The sequence below is a fragment of the Streptoalloteichus tenebrarius genome, from assembly GCF_024171885.1.
Classification (GTDB): Bacteria; Actinomycetota; Actinomycetes; order Mycobacteriales; family Pseudonocardiaceae; genus Streptoalloteichus; species Streptoalloteichus tenebrarius.
In genome coordinates, this window is the sequence record NZ_JAMTCP010000011.1 from 64875 (window position 1) to 81352 (window position 16478).

The window sequence follows — 16478 nt, forward strand, 5'->3', positions numbered from 1 at the left end:
CGTCGACGCCGCGTCCCTCGGCTTGGGCCGCCCACCCTCATTCCCCGGCGGCCTCGACGGTGTCGGTGTCGGTGTCGTCCGGCCGGACGTCCTACTCGTCGTCGGACCCTGAGTCGCCGGTCGCGCCAACCGCCTTCTTCCCGGCGTCGTAGGCGAGTTGCAGGGCGTCGGACACCGCGACCGCGCCCAGCCCCGCGCAGACCAGCCGGGTCAGTCGGGGAGCCAGCACCACGCCGGCGGTCAGGGCGGTGGACACCCACATCGACGTGCAGAAGGGACAGGTCAGCAGCTCGCCCACCCGGTGGCGCAGCTCGCCGCCCCTGGGCTCCTCGTTGACCTCGCTGGCCCCGGCCCGTCCCCGGTACCGGGTGAACGGCGCGCGCAGCGGGCTGGTCACCGAGTCCTTGGTGAGCAGCCGGCTGAGCTTGTGCGTGGCCAGGGACAGCAGGGCGAAGTCGCCGAGCCGGACGCGGTCGGGCAGCGGCCGGCCGAGCGCCCGCGCCGTTCCGGCGAGTCCGCCGACGGTGGCCAGGTACGTTCCCAGGAGGACCGCGTAGCCGCGCAGTGGCTTGCGCTGGTCCCCCTCGTAGGCGCGTCGCACGTCCTCGCCCGCCCGCGTGGGCTTCTTGCCCTCGGCCACGTTCGTCACCGTCCCTGGTGTCGTCGAGTGTCGCCGTCCGGTCCTCCGCTCCGCCCGTGACGGAGGCGGTGGTGACGGGTTACCCCGGCCGTCGTGCCCCTAACGGGTGGCGCGCGCGGGCTGGCGGCGCGGGCAGGCCGCGCGGGCTCGGGTGAGATCGGCAACGGGGAAGGAACGCCAAGGCGCGTGGGAGAGTGGCCGTGGAAAAGGCATTGACGCGGGGGCCTAGCCTCGCGGCCATGCAGGCTGACGACGACCAGGTCTTCGCCGCCCGCGTCGCGGAACGGCTCGCCGCGCTGCCCGGCGTCGAGGCGGTCACCCTCGGGGGCTCACGGGCGGCCGGAACACATCGGCCGGACAGCGACTGGGACTTCGCCGTCTATTACCGCGAGGGGTTCTCGCCGGACGACCTGCGGGCGGTCGGGTGGCCGGGCGAGGTCTCGGAGATCGGGGCCTGGGGCGGCGGCGTGTTCAACGGCGGAGCCTGGCTGGAGATCGACGGCCGGCACGTCGACGTCCACTACCGCGACCTCCACGACGTCGAGCGCCAGCTCGCCGAGGCCGGGGCCGGGCGCTTCCACGTCGAGGGGCTGATGTTCCACCTGGCCGGAATCCCGAGCTACCTCCTCGTGGCCGAACTCGCCGTCAACCGGGTCCTGCACGGCACGCTCCCCCGTCCGGAGTACCCCGAGGCGTTGCGACGCGAGGCCCCGCCCCGCTGGGCGGGCGACGCCCGGTTCACCCTCGCCTACGCGCGCGCCGCGCACGCCGAACGCGGGCACCTCACGGACTGCGCCGGGGCCATCGCCACGGCGGCGTGCAAGGCGGCGCACGGGGTGCTGGCCGCGCGCGGCGAGTGGATCACCAACGAGAAGACCCTCCTGGACCGGGCGGGGCTGCGGGACGTCGACCGGATCGTGGAGGGCCTCACCGCGGAGCCGTCGGCGCTCGTGGCGGCCGTGGACGAGGCCACCGCGCGCCTGTCCTCCGCCGTCGAGGACGCCGTCCGGACCGCCGTCCGCGACTGACCGGGCGTTGACAGTCCTCTTCGGACGGACAGTGGCGTCGGTCATGCCGGCTTGAGGTCGAGTGAGGTCGAGGTTCCAGACTTCTCCGCGAACGACGAGCGGAGGAGTGGGACATGAAGGTCGTGCGGGCGACGCGGTTCGGTGGACCCGAGGTGCTGGTCGTGGGGGAGGCGGCCGACCCGGTGGCCGGTCCCGGCGAGGTCGTGGTCGAGGCGTCCGTCGTGGACGTCCTCTTCGTGGAGGCCCAGATCCGGTCGGGCTGGGGCGGCGAGTACTTCACGGTCGAGCCGCCGTACGTGCCGGGCGGCGGGGTCGCCGGGCGGGTGGTGGCCATCGGCGAGGGCGTGGACCCGGCGTGGACCGGCCGGCGGGTGCTGGCGCGGGTGGGCGACGGGGGCTACGCCGAGCGCGTCGTCGCCCCGGTCACCGGGCTCGCCCCGGTTCCGGACGCCCTCGACCTGCGGGAGGCGGCGGCCCTGCTGCACGACGGCGCGACCGCCATGGGGCTGATGGACGTGGTCGAGGTGCGGCCGGGGGAGACCGTGCTGGTCACCGCCGCCGCCGGCGGCCTCGGCATCCTCCTCGCGCAGCTCGCCCGCGCCGCGGGAGCCCGGGTGATCGGCGCGGCGCGGGGTGAGCGCAAGCTGGAGGTCGTCCGCGAGCTGGGCGCCGACGCCGTCGACTACTCCGGGCCCGGTTGGACGGGCGCGGTGCGCGAGCTGACCGGCGGGGCCGGGGTGGACGTCGTGCTCGACGGCGCCGGCGGTGAGATCGGCACCGCCGCGTACGAGCTGGTGCGGCCCGGTGGGCGCTTCTCGGCGCACGGCGCTCCCAGCGGTGGCTTCGCGTCGGTCGACCGGGACGAGGCCCAGCGGCGTGGTGTGCGGGTGACCGGCATCGAGCGGGTGCAGTTCTCCCCTGACGAGGCCGGACGGCTCACCGCGCGTGCGCTCGCCGAGGCGGCGGCCGGCCGGATCAGGCCGGTGATCGGGCGGACCTTCCCGCTCGCCAGCGCGGCCGAGGCGCACGCCGCCGTGGAGTCCCGCTCCGTGGTCGGGAAGACCCTGCTGCTGACCGGTTCCCCGACCGGTTCCCCGACCGGGCGGACGTCCATCCACTGAGGACTATCCACAGCGGACTCAAGAGCCCGGCCGTCCTCCCCGGGAGGGCGGCCGGGCCCCTGCTCGTGGTCTCCCCGCGCCCGACCGGCCGGTGTCCGTCCTGCCCGGGGAAACCCGGGATCAGCGCCGCTGCTTGCGGCGGATGCGGACCTCCGTCATGTCGGTGCCGGTGGCGTTGAGGTCCCGGTACCCGTAGCCGCCGGCGCGGAGGGCGGCGACCGCCTTGTCCACGGCCTGTTGCCGCGCCTCGCGGTCCGCGTCCTCGCCGGAGGCGGTCACCACGTAGCGGAAGGTGAAGTGCCGCAGCTCCCGGGAGTACGTGAGGGTGCCCTCCTCGGTGAAGGCGGCGAGCAGGGGGTCGTGCTCGTCGGCGGCGGCGAGCAGCCGGGCGCGGGCGTCGTCGTCGAGCGCGTCGAACCGGCCCTTGACGAGGATGCGGTAGGTGCGCTGCGTCATGGGGTGTTTCCCTCCTGGTCGTCGTCAGGTCGGCTTCCTCGCGTGGCGAGCGCCGTCCAGGACCGCATGAGGAGTTCGTAGGCGTCGACGACGACCTCGTCGGTGACGTCGTCGGGGGACAGGAGCCGCTGGATGAGCAGCCCGTCCTCCAGCGCGTGCACGACCAGTGCGAGGAAGGCGGGGTCGGCGGGCGGGACGACGCCGCGTTCGGCGAAGGCCTGCCGGATGCCGTCGGCGTGCGCGTCCCGCGCGAAGTGTTCGCGCGTGGCCAGCAGCGGGCGGATCTCCTTGTTGCGCAGGGCGTAGAGCAGCAGTTCCATCCGCAGGGCGAGCCACCCGTCGAGGTGTCGGGCGCGGTCCCGGTGCCAGGCCCGCAGCGGGGCCAACGCCTCCGCGGGGGAGGGCGCGCCCTCGCCCAGGGCGCGCACCTCGTCCAGCTCGCGTCGCGTCCTGCGGTGGAGGAGTTCCAGCACCAGGTGGTGCTTGTCCTCGAAGTTGCCGTAGAACGCGCCCCGCGTGTACCCGGCGCGTTCGGCGATCTGCTCCACGGACGTGCCGTTGACGCCGCGCTCGGCGAACAGCTCGGCCGCGGCCGTCAGGAGGCGTTCCCGGGTCTGCTCCCGGCTCTCCTCGCGCGACAGGCGCTTCCGCGTCACGAACTCCCCCGGCAATCCTCGGCATACAGTCCTGTATTCGGATACAGGACTGTATCAGTCAGGGGGTTCGGCCTGCTCCGAGGCCCTTCAGCGCCCACTCCACGACCTGCTCGCCGAACTCCGGCGTGAGGGGGCCGGTGCGCAGCAGCCACCGGTAGTAGAGGGCGCCGTAGATCAGCTCCACCGCCAGGTCGAGGTCGGCGTCCTCGGCGAGCTGGCCCGCCTGCTGGGCCGACCGTAGCCGCTCCTTGATCATTTCCAGCATCGGGCGCACCAGTCGCTGGTGCAGCTCCTCGGTCAGCGCCGGGTCGTGCTGGATCTCGGTGATGATCGACCGGTAGGGCAGGTCGAATCGGGGGTCGCGCAGCTCCTCGATGGTCGCGCGGAACACGAGCTTGAGGTCGGCCTCCAGGTCTCCCGTGTCGGGGAAGGCGGCGCCCTCGGAGATGCCCTCGGAGATGCCCTCGGAGACGCCCTCGGCGCCGGCCTCGGCGCTCCTCTCGGCGTTCCCCCTGGTGTCCCTAGCGTCCCTGGTGTCCCCGGTGTCGCCCTGGCTGAGCGCGAGGATCGCGTCGAACACGACCGCGCCCTTGGAGGGCCACCAGCGGTAGATCGTCTGCTTGCCGACGCCGGCGCGGGCGGCGATCGCCTCGATGGTCATCTTCCGGTACCCGATCTCGACGACGAGGTCGAGCGCGGCCGTGAGGATCGCCTGGCGTGACCGCTCGCTCCGTCGGGTGGGGTCCGGTCCCTTCTCCGTGCGCATGGGTCGACGGTAGCAGTCAGACGAGGCGAGACGTCTCGTCTTGACACCGGGTGGTGCGATGGTCCACGCTGTGCGCAGTGAACGAGACGTCTCGTCTCGTCAGATCGAGAGGAACCGCCCATGGTCCAGCCCACCCGCCCCGCCCAGCCGCGCGTCTGGTTCGTCACCGGGGCCGGGCGTGGCTTCGGCCGCGAGTTCACCCGCGCCGCGCTCGCCGTCGGCGACCGCGTGGTCGCCACCGCCCGCCGCCCGCACGTCATGGACGACCTGGTCGCCGAGCACGGCGACGACCTGGTCGTCCTCCCGCTCGACGTCGACGACAGGGCGGCGGTCTTCGCCGCCGTCGAACGGGCCGTCGCGGCGTTCGGGCGGCTCGACATCGTCGTCAACAACGCCGGCTACGGCCTGCTCGGCATGGTGGAGGAGGTGACGGAGGCCGAGGTCCGCGCCCAGATGGACACCAACTTCTTCGGCGCGTTGTGGGTCACGCAGGCCGTGCTGCCGCACCTGCGGGCGCAGGGGTCGGGGCACATCGTCCAGATCTCCAGCCTCGGCGCCCACCTGGGCTTCGCCAGCACCGGCCTGTACGGCGCGAGCAAGTGGGCGCTGGAGGGGATGAGCGAGGCGCTCGCCCACGAGGTCGCCCGGTTCGGCATCAGGGTCACGCTCGTCGAGCCCGGCGGCTACGCCACCGAGTGGGGAGCCAACCTGCACATGGCCGCCCAGTCCGAGGCCTACGCCCCGCTCTATGCCGAGCTGGCCCAGATGTGGGGCGAGGTGACCGACGGAGACCCGGCCAAGGTCGCCGAGGCGGTGCTGACGCTGGTCGACAGCGACGAGCCGCCGATGCGGCTGCTCCTCGGCAGCCTCGCCTACGACACCGCCATGGACGTCGCCCGGCGGCGCGTGGCCGAGTGGGAGCGGTGGGAGGCGGTCAGCCGCGCCGCCGACTGACCCGTGTGTCCCACGTCCCGCCCAGGAACCGCCGCCGGGCCCTGGCGCGTCCAGTCCGGCACGTGAACAAATGATCATGACTTCGACCAGGAGGCCCGCCGTGACCCGTAGAGCCCACATCGCGATGGTCAGCATTCCCGCGCCCGGCCACGTCCACCCCAACCTGGAGGTCATCCGGGAGCTGGTCGCCAGGGGCCACCGCGTCACCTACGCCAACGACCCGCGCTACGCGGAGCTGGTGACCGGGGTGGGCGCGGAGTTCGTCCCCTACACCTCGACCCTGCCGACCGAGGACCCCGGCAGCTCCTTCGACGACCAGATCGGGTTCCACGAGGTCTTCCTCGACGACGCGATCGCCATGCTGCCGCAGCTCCGCGCCGCGTACGAGGACGACCGGCCGGACCTGTTCCTGTACGACATCGCGGGGACCCCGGCGAGGGTGCTCGCCGAGAACTGGGGCCTACCCCACCTCCAGCTCTCCCCGACGATCGTGGCCTGGGAGGGCTACGAGGAGGAGATGGCGCCGATGATGGAGGTGATGCGCCAGGACCCCCGGGGCGAGGCGCTGCTGCGGCGCTGTCAGCAGTGGCTGGCCGACAACGGGTTGCCCCACCTGGAGTGGACCTCCCTCATGGGCCGGCCGTCGCGCAGTCTGGTGCTGATTCCCCGTGCCCTGCAACCGAACGCCGACCGGGTCGACCCCCAGCGGTACACCTTCGTGGGGCCGTGCATGGGCGACCGTGCCCACCAGGGGACGTGGACCCGCCCCGAGGGGGTGGAGAAGGTCGTGTTGGTCTCGCTCGGCTCGGCCTTCACCCAGCAGCCCGCCTTCTACCGGGAGTGCCTGCGCGCCTTCGGGGACCTGCCCGGCTGGCACGTCGTGCTCCAGATCGGCAAGCACGTCGACCTCGCCGAGCTGGGCGCGCTGCCGGGCAACGTCGAGGTGCACCGCTGGGTGCCGCAGCTCGCGATCCTGGAGCAGGCGGACGCGTTCGTCACGCACGCCGGGATGGGCGGGTCGACCGAGGGCCTGTACTGCGGGGTGCCGATGATCGCCGTGCCGCAGGCCGTCGACCAGTTCGGCAACGCCGACCGCCTGGTCGAGCTGGGGGTCGCGCGCCGGTTCGACACCGACCAGGCCACGGCCGAGGCGCTGCGCGCCGCCCTGCTGGACCTCACCGGGGACCCCGAGGTCGCGGCACGGCTGGACGTGCTGCGCAAGGAACTCCGGGCGGAGGGCGGCACCACCCGCGCCGCCGACCTGATCGAGGCGTACCTGCCCTGAGGGGTTGGTGGCCGCCGGGGACGCCCGGCGGCCACTCTGTCCCCGCCAGGACTCTGCCCCGAAGTGTCCAAAAAGGACGTTTCAGCGCGGGGGCCTTCTCCTTTTCCTGAAGTGGCGCGGCATCGCGGCGACAGCCGGCTAGATTGGACGAATGCCCACGCCGCCTGTGGTCCTGCTGCTCTCCGGAAGCCTCAGGACCGGATCGTCCAACAACGCCGTCCTGCGCACGGTGGGGTCCGTGGCCCCCGCCGGGGTGCGGACCGTGCTCTACGGCGGCCTGGCCTCGCTGCCGCACTTCAACCCCGACGACGACCGCGACCCGTTGCCCCCGCCCGTGGTCGAGTTGCGCGCCGCCCTCGCGGAGGCGACCGCGATCCTGGTCTGCTCGCCGGAGTACGCCGGCACCCTGCCGGGCTCGTTCAAGAACCTGCTGGACTGGACGGTCGGCGGCGCCGAGATCTGTGACAAGCCCGTGGCCTGGGTGAACGCGGCCGCACCGGGACGGGGCGCCGGCGCGGAGGCCACCCTCCGCACCGTGCTCACCTACACCGGCGCGCACGTCGTGGACTCCGCGTGTTCCCGTGTTCCGGTCAGCCCGGGGACGGTCGACGACAACGGCGTGATCACGGATCCGGCCACGCGCGCACAGCTTCTCACCGTCCTGGAGCGACTGGTGGCCGCCGCCGGACCGGACGTGCCCGGCGACGCCACCTGACCCGCGAGGTCTCGGCGGTTGTCCGAAGTTCTCGCAGTGTCACGCCCATGACGGGCACGAACAGTCATGTCCCTGACGGGCACCAACACGGTCTTCCTTCGGACAACCGCCACTCTCTTCCCTGAGTTCCAGCCCAGAGCGAACAGGGCGACCGCGCGCCGAGTTCAGGCCGGTTTGCGGGCCTCGACCAGGACGCGGGAGGAGTGGGCGACGAACGAGCCGTCCCGCTCGATCCGCTCGTGCAGTTCGCGCAGGCGGTCGCGGTGGCGGTCGACGCTGAAGCCCGGGACGATCCAGATCACCTTGCGGAGGAAGTAGACCACCGCGCCGATGTCGAAGAACTCCGTGCGCAGGCGTTCCCACCGCTGGTCGACGACCTCCAGACCCGCGGCCTCGGCCTCGGCGCGCTCGTCGTCGGGGTGGCGCTTCCGCCGCGCCTCCGGCCGCGGTCCCAGGAAGTGCTCGGTCAGTTCGAACACGGAGGCGGGTCCGACGTGCTGGGCGAGGTAGGTCCCGCCCGGCCGCAGGACCCTGGCGATCTCGTCCCACCACACCTCGGCCGGATGGCGACTGGTGACGAGGTCGAACGCCTCGTCACCGAACGGCAGCGGCGGTGCGCCCTGGTTCGCGACGACGACCACGCCGCGCGGGTGCAGCAGCTTGGTGGCCTTCGTGAGGTTCGGCGGCCAGGATTCCGTCGCCGCCATCGTGGGCGGGAACCTGGTGACGCCCGCCAGGACCTCCCCACCGCCGGTCTGGACGTCCAACGCCGCCGACACCGAGGCGAGCCGCTCGCTGATCAGCCGCTGGTAGCCCCACGAGGGGCGTTCCTCGGTGGCCCTGCCGTCCAGCCAGGAGAAGTCCCAGCCCTCCACGGACACGGAGTCCGCCTCCGCGACCAGATCCTCGAACGTGCGTGCCATACCCCGCATCATCAGCGTTGCGTCGGGGTTCCGCCACGTGGTTTTCGGTCCTCGGCTCCCCGCCTCCGCGTGCGGCTCGTCGCCAGCGAAATCCATAGTGGACACTGCTTCGCGGACGGTGCGGGCCAAGATCAGCACCACCACCAGGACAGCCCCCACCCGCCCTGGGGGGCGAGCCCTGCTCCAGCCTATCCGCCCTGACCCCCGCCCCCAAGGTGATCACCCGAGGCTGTGGACAACTGGCGCGCCTGTGGATAACTCTGTCCCCCGCACGAGCGAAAGCCTTGACAGGCAAGAACAAGACAGCTTTCCCCAGAGCGGGGACGTGCCCCGACTCCGAAGCGTCGCCGGTGACCTGGACTCCTCACCACAGGGCGTCACCTGGTCGACGCGGCGACAGCCAGCAGGGGGCACCACGACCTGTGCTTCCCCCACGGGAGCATGCGGGCGCCGACGAGGGGTCAGGGGTGCAGGTAGACGCGGATCGTGGTCGCGTCGGGGGTGGTGTGCACCCGGACCAGGTCGGACAGGTGGTGGACCAACAACAGGCCCCTGCCACCGGCCTGCCCAGAAGGGGCCGGCCGCCGCCCGGCGAGCGGATCGGACAGGTGCCCGCGGTCGGTCACCTCGCACACCAGGGCGCCGCCGTCGGTCCAGGCCCGCAGCGTGGCGGCGCCGCCCCCGTGCCGGATGCTGTTGGCCAACAGCTCCGTGACGACCAGCTCGACGTCGACGATCCGCTGCTCGTCGAGCCCTGCGGCGTCGGCGTGCGCGCGGGCCCAGCGCCGGGCGGCGCCCAGCGTGTTCACGTCGCCGGTGATCTGGGCGGCGTGGTCGGGCGGGGGCGGCAGGGGCCGGTTGTAGCCGTTGATCACCCGGTCCGGGTCGTAGGCCGGGCTGTCCCGCCATCTCCCGTCCCCGTCGACCACCACGGGGTGCGTGACCTCCGCGTCGGCGAGGACCTCCGGGCTGAGCGCGCCCACGTCGTAGGGGCAGAGGATCGTGACGTCCCTGCCGGTGAAGGCGAGATTGATCAACGCCTCGTGCTGGGCGCACGCCGGGTACTCCACCTCCGACCGCCCCGCCCAGATCGGCTCCCCGATGATCCGCACGTGCCCGTCGGGGTGGGCGTCGGCGAACGCGCGCAGGACGCCGGGGATGATCCGGCCGGGGTTGCGGCCGGCCCTGGTCATGTCGAGCATCCGCACCCGCTCGGCGTCCCCGCCGAGTTCGGCCCGCAGCAGCGCCAGGTTGGGGCCGGGCACCGCGACGGCCACCGGCTCACCGGCCGCCAGGCCCTCGCGGACGAAGGAGAGGCAGCCGGCCAGGTACTCGTCGGAGCCCCGGTAGAACAACGCGGGGTGCACGAAGGGCTCCTCCTGGGCGGAGGCGAGCGCGGTCGCGTCCAGGGGCACGTTCATCACGCCTCCTCCTCGATGGCGAGGGTGGCCGACCCCTCCGGCCAGAGCAGGCCCAGCACCCGTCGCAGCGCCAGCGGCGCGCCCACGAGCCGCAGTCTCCGCCCCTCGGGAAGCCGTTGGGCGACGTCCACCAGCGTCTCCACTCCGCGCACGTCGATGAAGGACAACGCGGACAGGTCCAGATACCGCTCGTCCGCGTCGGCGGCCACGGAGGCCACCGCCTGCTCCCACACGGCCTGCGTGGTGGGGTCGACCTCGCCGATCACCTGGACCGCGGCGCTCCCCGACGGCCGTGTCACCCGCAGCGCGGGGGAGGGAAGGGCGTCGTTCTGGTCGGACGCGCCGGCTCCCGCCCGCACGTCCAGCTTCTTCGAGCCCACCGCCATGCGCCTCTCCCGCCGTCGCCGGCCCGGCCCGCCGGCGTCCTCCCGCCGAGCCTAGACAAGCGTCCCCGCCGGCGGTCACGCGGGCACGTCCCCACCCGCACGCGCGCGGCAGGGCCGGGCGACGGGCCCCGGTGCGGCCCGCGCGGGACGGCGTGGCGCCGGCGTCGAGCACGGCGGTCAGGGGTGGCGTTCCGAGAGGACGCAGAACTCGTTCCCCTCGGGGTCGGCGAGCACGACCCAGGTCTCGTCGCCCTGGCCGACGTCGACGTGCCGGGCGCCGAGGTCGAGCAGGCGGCGGACCTCCTCGTCCTGGTCCCTGTCGGTCGGGTTGACGTCGAGGTGGACCCTGTTCTTGACGGTCTTGCCCTCGGGCACGCGCGCGAACGTCAACGTCGGTGGCACCGGGCCGGGGCGGCTCCTGCCCTCGGGCACCGAGGGGGAGCCGATGGTGACGATCTCGTCGTCCTCGTGCCGCACCTCGTAGTCGAGCACCGCGCACCAGAAGCGGGCGAGGCGGTGGGGATCGGCGCAGTCGATCGCGAGTTCGGTGAACTTGCTGGTCATGTCAGGACCTCCCGGTCAGGTCTCGGGTCCGCCGCCGGCCGTTCGGCCCGTCGTCGGGGCCGGTCAGCGGCCAGTGCGGGCCGGCCCTGCCCGCGTTGGCGAACCGGACCCGCCGGTCGCCCGCCGTCGCCGAGGTCACCACTCGGTGACGTGTCGCTCCTGGCAGCGGCAACGCGCCCGTCGCCACGGCTAACCCGACCTGGGGCCGCTCGTCCACCGGCGCCTGCCGTGACGGATTCCGCTGTCCGCTCACCTGTCCATCCTTCCCGACCCCTCAACTCCACGCGCCGGAAAGTGGGACTCGCGCCGCGCCTGGTCGTGCGCGCGTGGTGGAGATCCGGGATCGACACCGGCCAACGACGGTGAGTTGGGGGTGAACATCCACCCGCGTTCGTGGTGTTCCAGCCGCCAAAGGACTTACCACGGGTGGCCGGCGCACAAACGCCGCCTTCTCCGCGACCGTCACGTTTCCGGAGTCCCGCTTGGCTTCATCACCACCTGAGCCTGGTGTGCGGACACGGGGCGCGCTCTGCCCCCAAACCGTCCATTGTGGACGGAAGGAGGGTGGCGACGAGCGCGGGCCGGAGTGCGGACGTCCCCGCCATCTCGCCCCGCGTCACGGTCCGGTCTCAGTCTCAGTCGGCCTTCCCGTCGCGGGGAGACGCGTGGGCGGTCGCGGCCTCGATCCCGTCCAGCAGGACGCTGAGGCCGGTCATGAAGGTCTCCTCGACCTGCTGGTCCCACGACGGCGCGGGGTCCCGTCCGAGTTCGACCGTCCGGGGGAAGCGTTCGGCGAAGTCGGGCGCGACCTCCGCCAGCACGGCCGCGCGCGCCGCCCACCAGTCCTGGTCGGACGTGCCGGTCGTCACCGCCGCCTGCTGGGACTCCGCGACCGTCTGCGAGGAACCGCGCACGTGGTTGAACAGCAGGTTCACGACGCCACGCAGCGTGCGGGCCGGCAACCTCGTCTCGACGAGGAGACCGAGCAGCGTCTCCAGAACCGCCTGCTCGTGCGGGCCGAGGACCGGGCGCGCGTGCGAGACCTGGAGCACCCACGGGTGTCGGAGATAGAACGCGCGCAGCTCGGTGGCCCACGACGTCACCGCCGCGCGCCAGCCTTCGCCCCTGTCGTGGTCGTGGGACAGCTCGGCGTGCACCCGGTCGTACATCAGGTCGAGCAGCTCGGCCTTGCCGGGCACGTAGGTGTAGAGCGCCATGGAGGAGCGGCCCAGCCGCTCGGCCACCGTGCGCATCGACAGTCCGGCCACGGTCTCCGCGTCCGCCACGGCGATCGCGGCCTCCACGATCGCCTCGACGCTCAGTGCGGGCTTGGGGCCGGGGGCGGTGCGGGCGCGCCCCGGCTCCGGCGTGGCCCACAACAGGGTCATGGAGACCGTCGGGTCGCCCTGACCAGCGAAGACACTCACGATATTCCATCTCCTTACGCCATAAGCTATCGTTGGCCGCGTTATCACTTTACAGCCTAAAGAGTTGGTCGGCGCCTTTCCCGCGCCGGTTCGGAGGAGACTCATGGCCCAGGCGACGTTGCACGACGGCAGCTCGGTCGAGCTGGAGATCCACGGAGACGGCCCCACCGTGCTGCTCCCGGTCAACCCGCGACCGGCCGAGGGGGAGCGGGCCGACGAGATGCGGAAGTGGAGGATGGACCCCGAACTGGGGCTCTCCCTCATCAGGGGACTGCGCGACGCCTTCCGGGTCGTCGCCTTCGACTACGAGGGCCATGTCATGGCCGTGCCCAAGCCCGACACGCTGACCCCGGCCAGCATCGCCGCCGACCTGCTGGCCGTGGCCGACGCCGCGGGCGCGGACCGGTTCGCCTACTACGGCTACTCCTGGCTGGCGCTGAGCGGGCTCCAGCTCGCGGTCCGCACCGACCGCCTCTCGGCGCTCGTCATGGGCGGGTTCCCGCCCATGGGTGGCCCGTACGCGGAGATGCTGCGGGTCACCACCGCCACCCACGCGATGGCGGGGCCGGCCCCGAGCGAGCCGACGCCGCAGCCGACGCAACAGCGGTCCTCGGGGGCGGGTGAGGACTTCGACTGGTCGTCGGCCGAGGTCACGCTGTCCCAGGACCAGGCGCGTCAGTTCGTCACCTTGTACGAGGCGCTCCAGGACTTCGACGACCGCGCCGCCCAGAGCCGGCTCACCTGCCCGCGCCTGTGCGTCGCGGGCTCGGCCGACACGATCCCCTACGACGAGCGGTGGGGCGGTGTGACCGTCGACATCGCCGGGGCGGTCACCCGTCACCGCGCCGAACTGGAAGCCGCCGGATGGGACGTGCGCGTCCTGGACGGACTCGACCACACGCAGGCCATGCAGCCCGCGAACGTGCTGCCGGTCCTGCGGCCCTGGCTGGACGCCAAGCTCGGGCGCTGATCCCCGATCGCGTCGGGCGCGGCGGTCGGAGCGAGGAAGCCCCGGCCGGCCGCGCCCACCTCTGTCCACAGAGGACAAATCAGGGGCTGGTGATCACGGCGTGAAAGGAGGCGATCACTCCCGTCGGAGGAGCTCCAGCGGGTCCGTCGTGATGCGGAAACGGTGACGGAGGACGCGCCGCGCGGCGTGCAGACCCGCCATGCCGTGAACCCCCGGCCCGGGCGGGGTCGACGCCGAGCACAGGTACACGCCGGGAAGTGGCGTCGCATACGGGTCCCATCGCGGAACCGGACGGAAGACCATCTGCCACGGGGTGACCGCGCCGGCGGCGATGTCACCTCCCACGTAGTTGGCGCTGTGGGCGCGCAGGTTCGCCGCCGTCACCGTGTGGTGGTCGAGGACGAGGTCCCGGAACCCCGGCGCGAACCGTTCGATCTGGGCGATCACCGCCGGAGTGACGTCCACGGTCGACCCGTGCGGGACGTGCGCGTAGACCGACAACGTCGCCCGCCCCTCGGGGGCGCGATTCGTGTCCACGGCCTCGGGCTGCACGGCCAGCACATAGGGGCGTTCGGCGTGCCGGCCGCGCGCGACCTCGTCTTCCGCGGCCACGGCCTCCGCACGGGTGCCCACGAGGTGCAGGGTCCCGGCCAGCTCGCACCCCGGCGCGGACCAGGGCACCCGCCCGGCCAGGGCGAAGTCGACCTTGCAGGCGGCGTTGCCGTAGCGGAAGCGCCGCACCCACCGGGCGTAGTGCTGGGGCAGGGAGTCGCCGGCCAGCCGGAGCAGCTCGGCCGGGCTGGTGTCGAGCAGCACCGCGCGCGCCTGCGACAGCTCGGCCAGGGAGTCGACCCGCTGCCCGGTGACGACGCGACCGCCGTGCCGCCGCAGGTCCTCGACGAGCGCGTTGGCGATCACCTGGGTTCCCCCTCGGGGCAGGGGCCAGCCACCGGCATGGCCGAGGGTGGCGAGCAACAGCGCGGCCCCCGCGGGCACGAGACGGCGGGGCGGGGCGATCGTGTGCGCGGCGACCCCCGTCACCAGCGCGGGAGCCACCGGGCCTCGGAACCGGAGCCCCCAGGTGGGTCCGCCCTGCTCCACGACCCGAAGCGCCAGCCGGAGGGCGGCGACCGGGTCGGCGGGTGGCCCGCGCAGGTCGGACATGGCGGTGGCCACCACGCCCTCCCAGCGCCGGACGAGCGGGGCGAACAACCGCCGCCACGCCCGCCCGTCGACGCCGAGCCCGTCCACCGTGCGGTCCAGGTCGCGCCACGCCAGGCCGGCCCGCCCACCCGGCAGCGGGTGGGCGTAGGACACCTCGGGCGTGAGCATCTCCACGCCGTGCCGGGCGAGGTCGAACGCCCGGAAGAACGGCGAGGCGACCCCCATCGGGTGCACCGCCGAGCACAGGTCGAACCGGAAACCGGGGACCAGCTCGGCGGAGCGCGCCCCGCCGCCCACCGTCGGCGCGGCCTCGACCACGGTCACCGCCAGGCCGGCCCGCGCCAGGATCACCGCGGCGGCCAGTCCGTTGGGGCCGGAGCCCACGACCACGACGTCGGTCACACCACCCATCGGGCCCCGCCCGCGCTGTCGTCCGGACACTCGCCGCTCACCGCGCCGATCCTTCCAGCCGATCCTTCCACCAGGTCGGGGACGCGGTTCGACCGCGGCGGGTGGCCGGAGGCGCACAGGCGCGTGCGCGGGGACCGGATGGTGAGGTGATCACACCGAGAGGCTCGTGCTCACCACCGCCGGGTGACCCCGGGCGTGGGAGTCGGAGAGCCCTTCGAGAGGGGGTGTTGGAGAGCGGGTCAGGCGACCGGCTCGACGGCGGAGCTGACCAGTTCGGCCGGGCGTCGCCCGTCGAGCCCCAGCAGCCAGGCGACGGCGTGCTCGGTGCGCTCACCCGCGCGGCCGTCCCCGAACGGGTTGCCCCGCGAGGTCATGGCGACCCGCGCCGCCTCGTCGGTCAGCAGGTGGTGCGCGGTGGCCAGGACGCGCTCGCGGTCGGTGCCCACGAGCAGCGCGCACCCCGCCTCGACCGCCTCGCCGCGCTCGGTCACGTCCCGCAGGACCAGCACCGGGACGCCGAAGCTCGGCGCCTCCTCCTGGATGCCGCCGGAGTCGGACAGCACCAGCGTGGCCAGGCCCAGCAGCCGCGCGAGGTCGGGGTAGGGGAGGGGGTCGGTGACGAGCGCCCGCTCCACGTCGCCCAGCGCGCGGTCCACCTGCTCCCGCACGGCGGGGTTGGGGTGCGCGGGGAGCACGACCTCGATGTCGCGGTGGGTCGCGACCAGCGTGCGGACCGCGACAAGCACCTCGTCCAGCGGGCGCCCCCACGCCTCCCTGCGGTGGGCGGTGACCAGGACCAGGCGGGAACGCCCCGACCGCGCCCGCGCGGCGAGCGCGTCCAGGCGCGGGTCGGAGAACGGCGCGGCCTTCGCGGCGACGTCGAGCACCGCGTCGACCGAGGTGTTGCCGACCACGAGGACGTCGGGGCCGGCGATGCCCTCGTCCGCCAGGTTCGCCGCGGCGCGCGCCGTCGGGGCCAGGTGCAACGCGCTGATCTGGCCCACCAGCCGGCGGTTGCCCTCCTCGGGGAACGGCGCGGCCAGGTCGTGCGAGCGCAGGCCGGCCTCCAGGTGCACGACGGGGATGCGGCGCCAGAACGCCGCGAGCGCGCCCGCGAGGGTGGTCGTGGTGTCGCCCTGCACCACCACGGCGGCGGGGCGCCGGTCGGCGAACACCGCGTCGAGGGCGTTCACCGTGTGGCCGAGCAGCTCGGCCTGGCTGCCGGTGCGGCGCTCGACGTCCAGTCGGATCTCCGGGCGCTGGTCGAACGCGGTCAGCGCCTGCTCGAACAGGAGGGGGTGCTGGCCGCTGGCGACGATCACCGGGCGGAGCCGTCCCCGGCGGGCCATCGCGCTGGCGACCGGCGCGAGCTTCACCGCCTCCGGCCGGGTCCCGCCGACGAGATGGATCTCCGGTCTCTCCCCCCGCCCCTCGGATTTCACCCGACTGTGGGTGTGTTGCACCACAAACCCCCTGGTTCTGTGATCGGTTACGCCATATCGCGTATGCGTTGATAGGCCATATGGAGTAACACTCAGGGTTGCGTGTGCTGGCGCCGACGGGTGCTGGAAGCGGCCGGTCTCACAGAAAT

18 protein-coding genes are annotated in these 16478 nt (G+C 73.3%); 6 read left to right on the forward strand and 12 right to left on the reverse strand.

Annotated features, from left to right (window positions below):
• Nucleotides 1-91: 91 nt before the first annotated feature.
• The gene (locus tag LX15_RS12650) at nt 92-649 is read right to left on the reverse strand and encodes a DUF1360 domain-containing protein (protein ID WP_253669743.1); all 558 of its coding nucleotides are present in this window, start codon (nt 647-649) and stop codon (nt 92-94) included.
• A 230-nt stretch (nt 650-879) separates the two neighbouring features.
• Here LX15_RS12650 and LX15_RS12655 point away from each other — a divergent pair, with 230 nt between their 5' ends.
• Both LX15_RS12655 and LX15_RS12660 read left to right on the forward strand, forming a co-directional pair.
• On the forward strand, nt 880-1668 hold the full coding sequence (locus LX15_RS12655; protein WP_253669744.1) for a nucleotidyltransferase domain-containing protein: 789 nt from the start codon (nt 880-882) through the stop codon (nt 1666-1668).
• A gap of 113 nt (nt 1669-1781) precedes the next feature.
• Entirely contained in the window at nt 1782-2789 is a 1008-nt protein-coding gene (locus tag LX15_RS12660) for a zinc-binding dehydrogenase (RefSeq protein ID WP_253669745.1), read from the forward strand.
• Between the two features lie 120 nt (nt 2790-2909).
• Here the strand turns inward: LX15_RS12660 and LX15_RS12665 are convergent, their stop codons facing one another.
• The 3 genes from LX15_RS12665 to LX15_RS12675 are packed head-to-tail and all read right to left on the reverse strand — an operon-like array spanning nt 2910 to nt 4667.
• Nucleotides 2910-3245 (reverse strand): DUF6204 family protein, encoded by a 336-nt coding sequence (locus tag LX15_RS12665; RefSeq protein ID WP_253669746.1) that lies wholly within the window; start codon nt 3243-3245, stop codon nt 2910-2912.
• A complete protein-coding gene (locus LX15_RS12670) occupies nt 3242-3901 on the reverse strand; it encodes a TetR/AcrR family transcriptional regulator (RefSeq protein WP_253669747.1) in 660 nt (219 codons plus the stop codon). Before LX15_RS12670 ends, LX15_RS12665 begins: the two co-directional genes overlap by 4 nt.
• 58 nt (nt 3902-3959) lie before the next feature.
• Nucleotides 3960-4667 (reverse strand): TetR/AcrR family transcriptional regulator, encoded by a 708-nt coding sequence (locus tag LX15_RS12675; RefSeq protein ID WP_253669748.1) that lies wholly within the window; start codon nt 4665-4667, stop codon nt 3960-3962.
• 120 nt (nt 4668-4787) lie between these two features.
• Between LX15_RS12675 and LX15_RS12680 the strand changes: the two genes are divergently transcribed.
• From LX15_RS12680 to LX15_RS12690, 3 genes are all read left to right on the forward strand, one after another.
• Nucleotides 4788-5621 (forward strand): SDR family NAD(P)-dependent oxidoreductase, encoded by an 834-nt coding sequence (locus LX15_RS12680; RefSeq protein WP_253669749.1) that lies wholly within the window; start codon nt 4788-4790, stop codon nt 5619-5621.
• Between the two features lie 76 nt (nt 5622-5697).
• Nucleotides 5698-6906 carry a macrolide family glycosyltransferase gene (locus LX15_RS12685; protein WP_372502675.1) on the forward strand — a complete coding sequence of 403 codons (1209 nt, stop codon included), beginning with the start codon at nt 5698-5700 and terminating at the stop codon, nt 6904-6906.
• Between the two features lie 151 nt (nt 6907-7057).
• The gene (locus LX15_RS12690) at nt 7058-7621 is read left to right on the forward strand and encodes an NADPH-dependent FMN reductase (RefSeq protein ID WP_253669750.1); all 564 of its coding nucleotides are present in this window, start codon (nt 7058-7060) and stop codon (nt 7619-7621) included.
• Between the two features lie 164 nt (nt 7622-7785).
• On the opposite strand, the gene LX15_RS12695 is transcribed toward LX15_RS12690, so the two are convergent.
• From LX15_RS12695 to LX15_RS12720, 6 genes are all read right to left on the reverse strand, one after another.
• Nucleotides 7786-8544, reverse strand: a complete 759-nt coding sequence (locus LX15_RS12695; RefSeq protein ID WP_253669751.1) for a class I SAM-dependent methyltransferase — start codon at nt 8542-8544, stop codon at nt 7786-7788.
• A 461-nt stretch (nt 8545-9005) separates the two neighbouring features.
• Nucleotides 9006-9965: an anti-sigma factor RsbA family regulatory protein gene (locus LX15_RS12700; RefSeq protein ID WP_253669752.1), complete on the reverse strand. Its 960-nt coding sequence runs from the start codon at nt 9963-9965 to the stop codon at nt 9006-9008.
• A complete protein-coding gene (locus tag LX15_RS12705) occupies nt 9965-10351 on the reverse strand; it encodes an STAS domain-containing protein (RefSeq protein WP_253669753.1) in 387 nt (128 codons plus the stop codon). The genes LX15_RS12700 and LX15_RS12705 overlap by 1 nt, the downstream gene beginning before the upstream one ends.
• A 177-nt stretch (nt 10352-10528) precedes the next feature.
• A complete protein-coding gene (locus LX15_RS12710) occupies nt 10529-10915 on the reverse strand; it encodes a VOC family protein (protein WP_253669754.1) in 387 nt (128 codons plus the stop codon).
• A gap of 1 nt (nt 10916) precedes the next feature.
• Complete coding sequence (locus tag LX15_RS12715; protein ID WP_253669755.1) at nt 10917-11168, reverse strand: hypothetical protein; 252 nt, start codon at nt 11166-11168, stop codon at nt 10917-10919.
• A 382-nt stretch (nt 11169-11550) separates the two neighbouring features.
• Nucleotides 11551-12342, reverse strand: coding sequence for a TetR/AcrR family transcriptional regulator C-terminal domain-containing protein (locus tag LX15_RS12720; protein WP_253669756.1), 792 nt, complete (start codon nt 12340-12342; stop codon nt 11551-11553).
• Between the two features lie 103 nt (nt 12343-12445).
• Here LX15_RS12720 and LX15_RS12725 point away from each other — a divergent pair, with 103 nt between their 5' ends.
• Nucleotides 12446-13312, forward strand: a complete 867-nt coding sequence (locus LX15_RS12725) for an alpha/beta fold hydrolase (protein ID WP_253669757.1) — start codon at nt 12446-12448, stop codon at nt 13310-13312.
• A gap of 114 nt (nt 13313-13426) precedes the next feature.
• Here LX15_RS12725 and LX15_RS12730 read toward each other — a convergent pair whose 3' ends face one another.
• Nucleotides 13427-14887 (reverse strand): phytoene desaturase family protein, encoded by a 1461-nt coding sequence (locus LX15_RS12730; RefSeq protein ID WP_372502678.1) that lies wholly within the window; start codon nt 14885-14887, stop codon nt 13427-13429.
• 239 nt (nt 14888-15126) lie between these two features.
• A complete protein-coding gene (gene wecB, locus LX15_RS12735) occupies nt 15127-16329 on the reverse strand; it encodes a non-hydrolyzing UDP-N-acetylglucosamine 2-epimerase (RefSeq protein WP_253669759.1) in 1203 nt (400 codons plus the stop codon).
• Between the last annotated feature and the right edge of the window lie 149 nt (nt 16330-16478).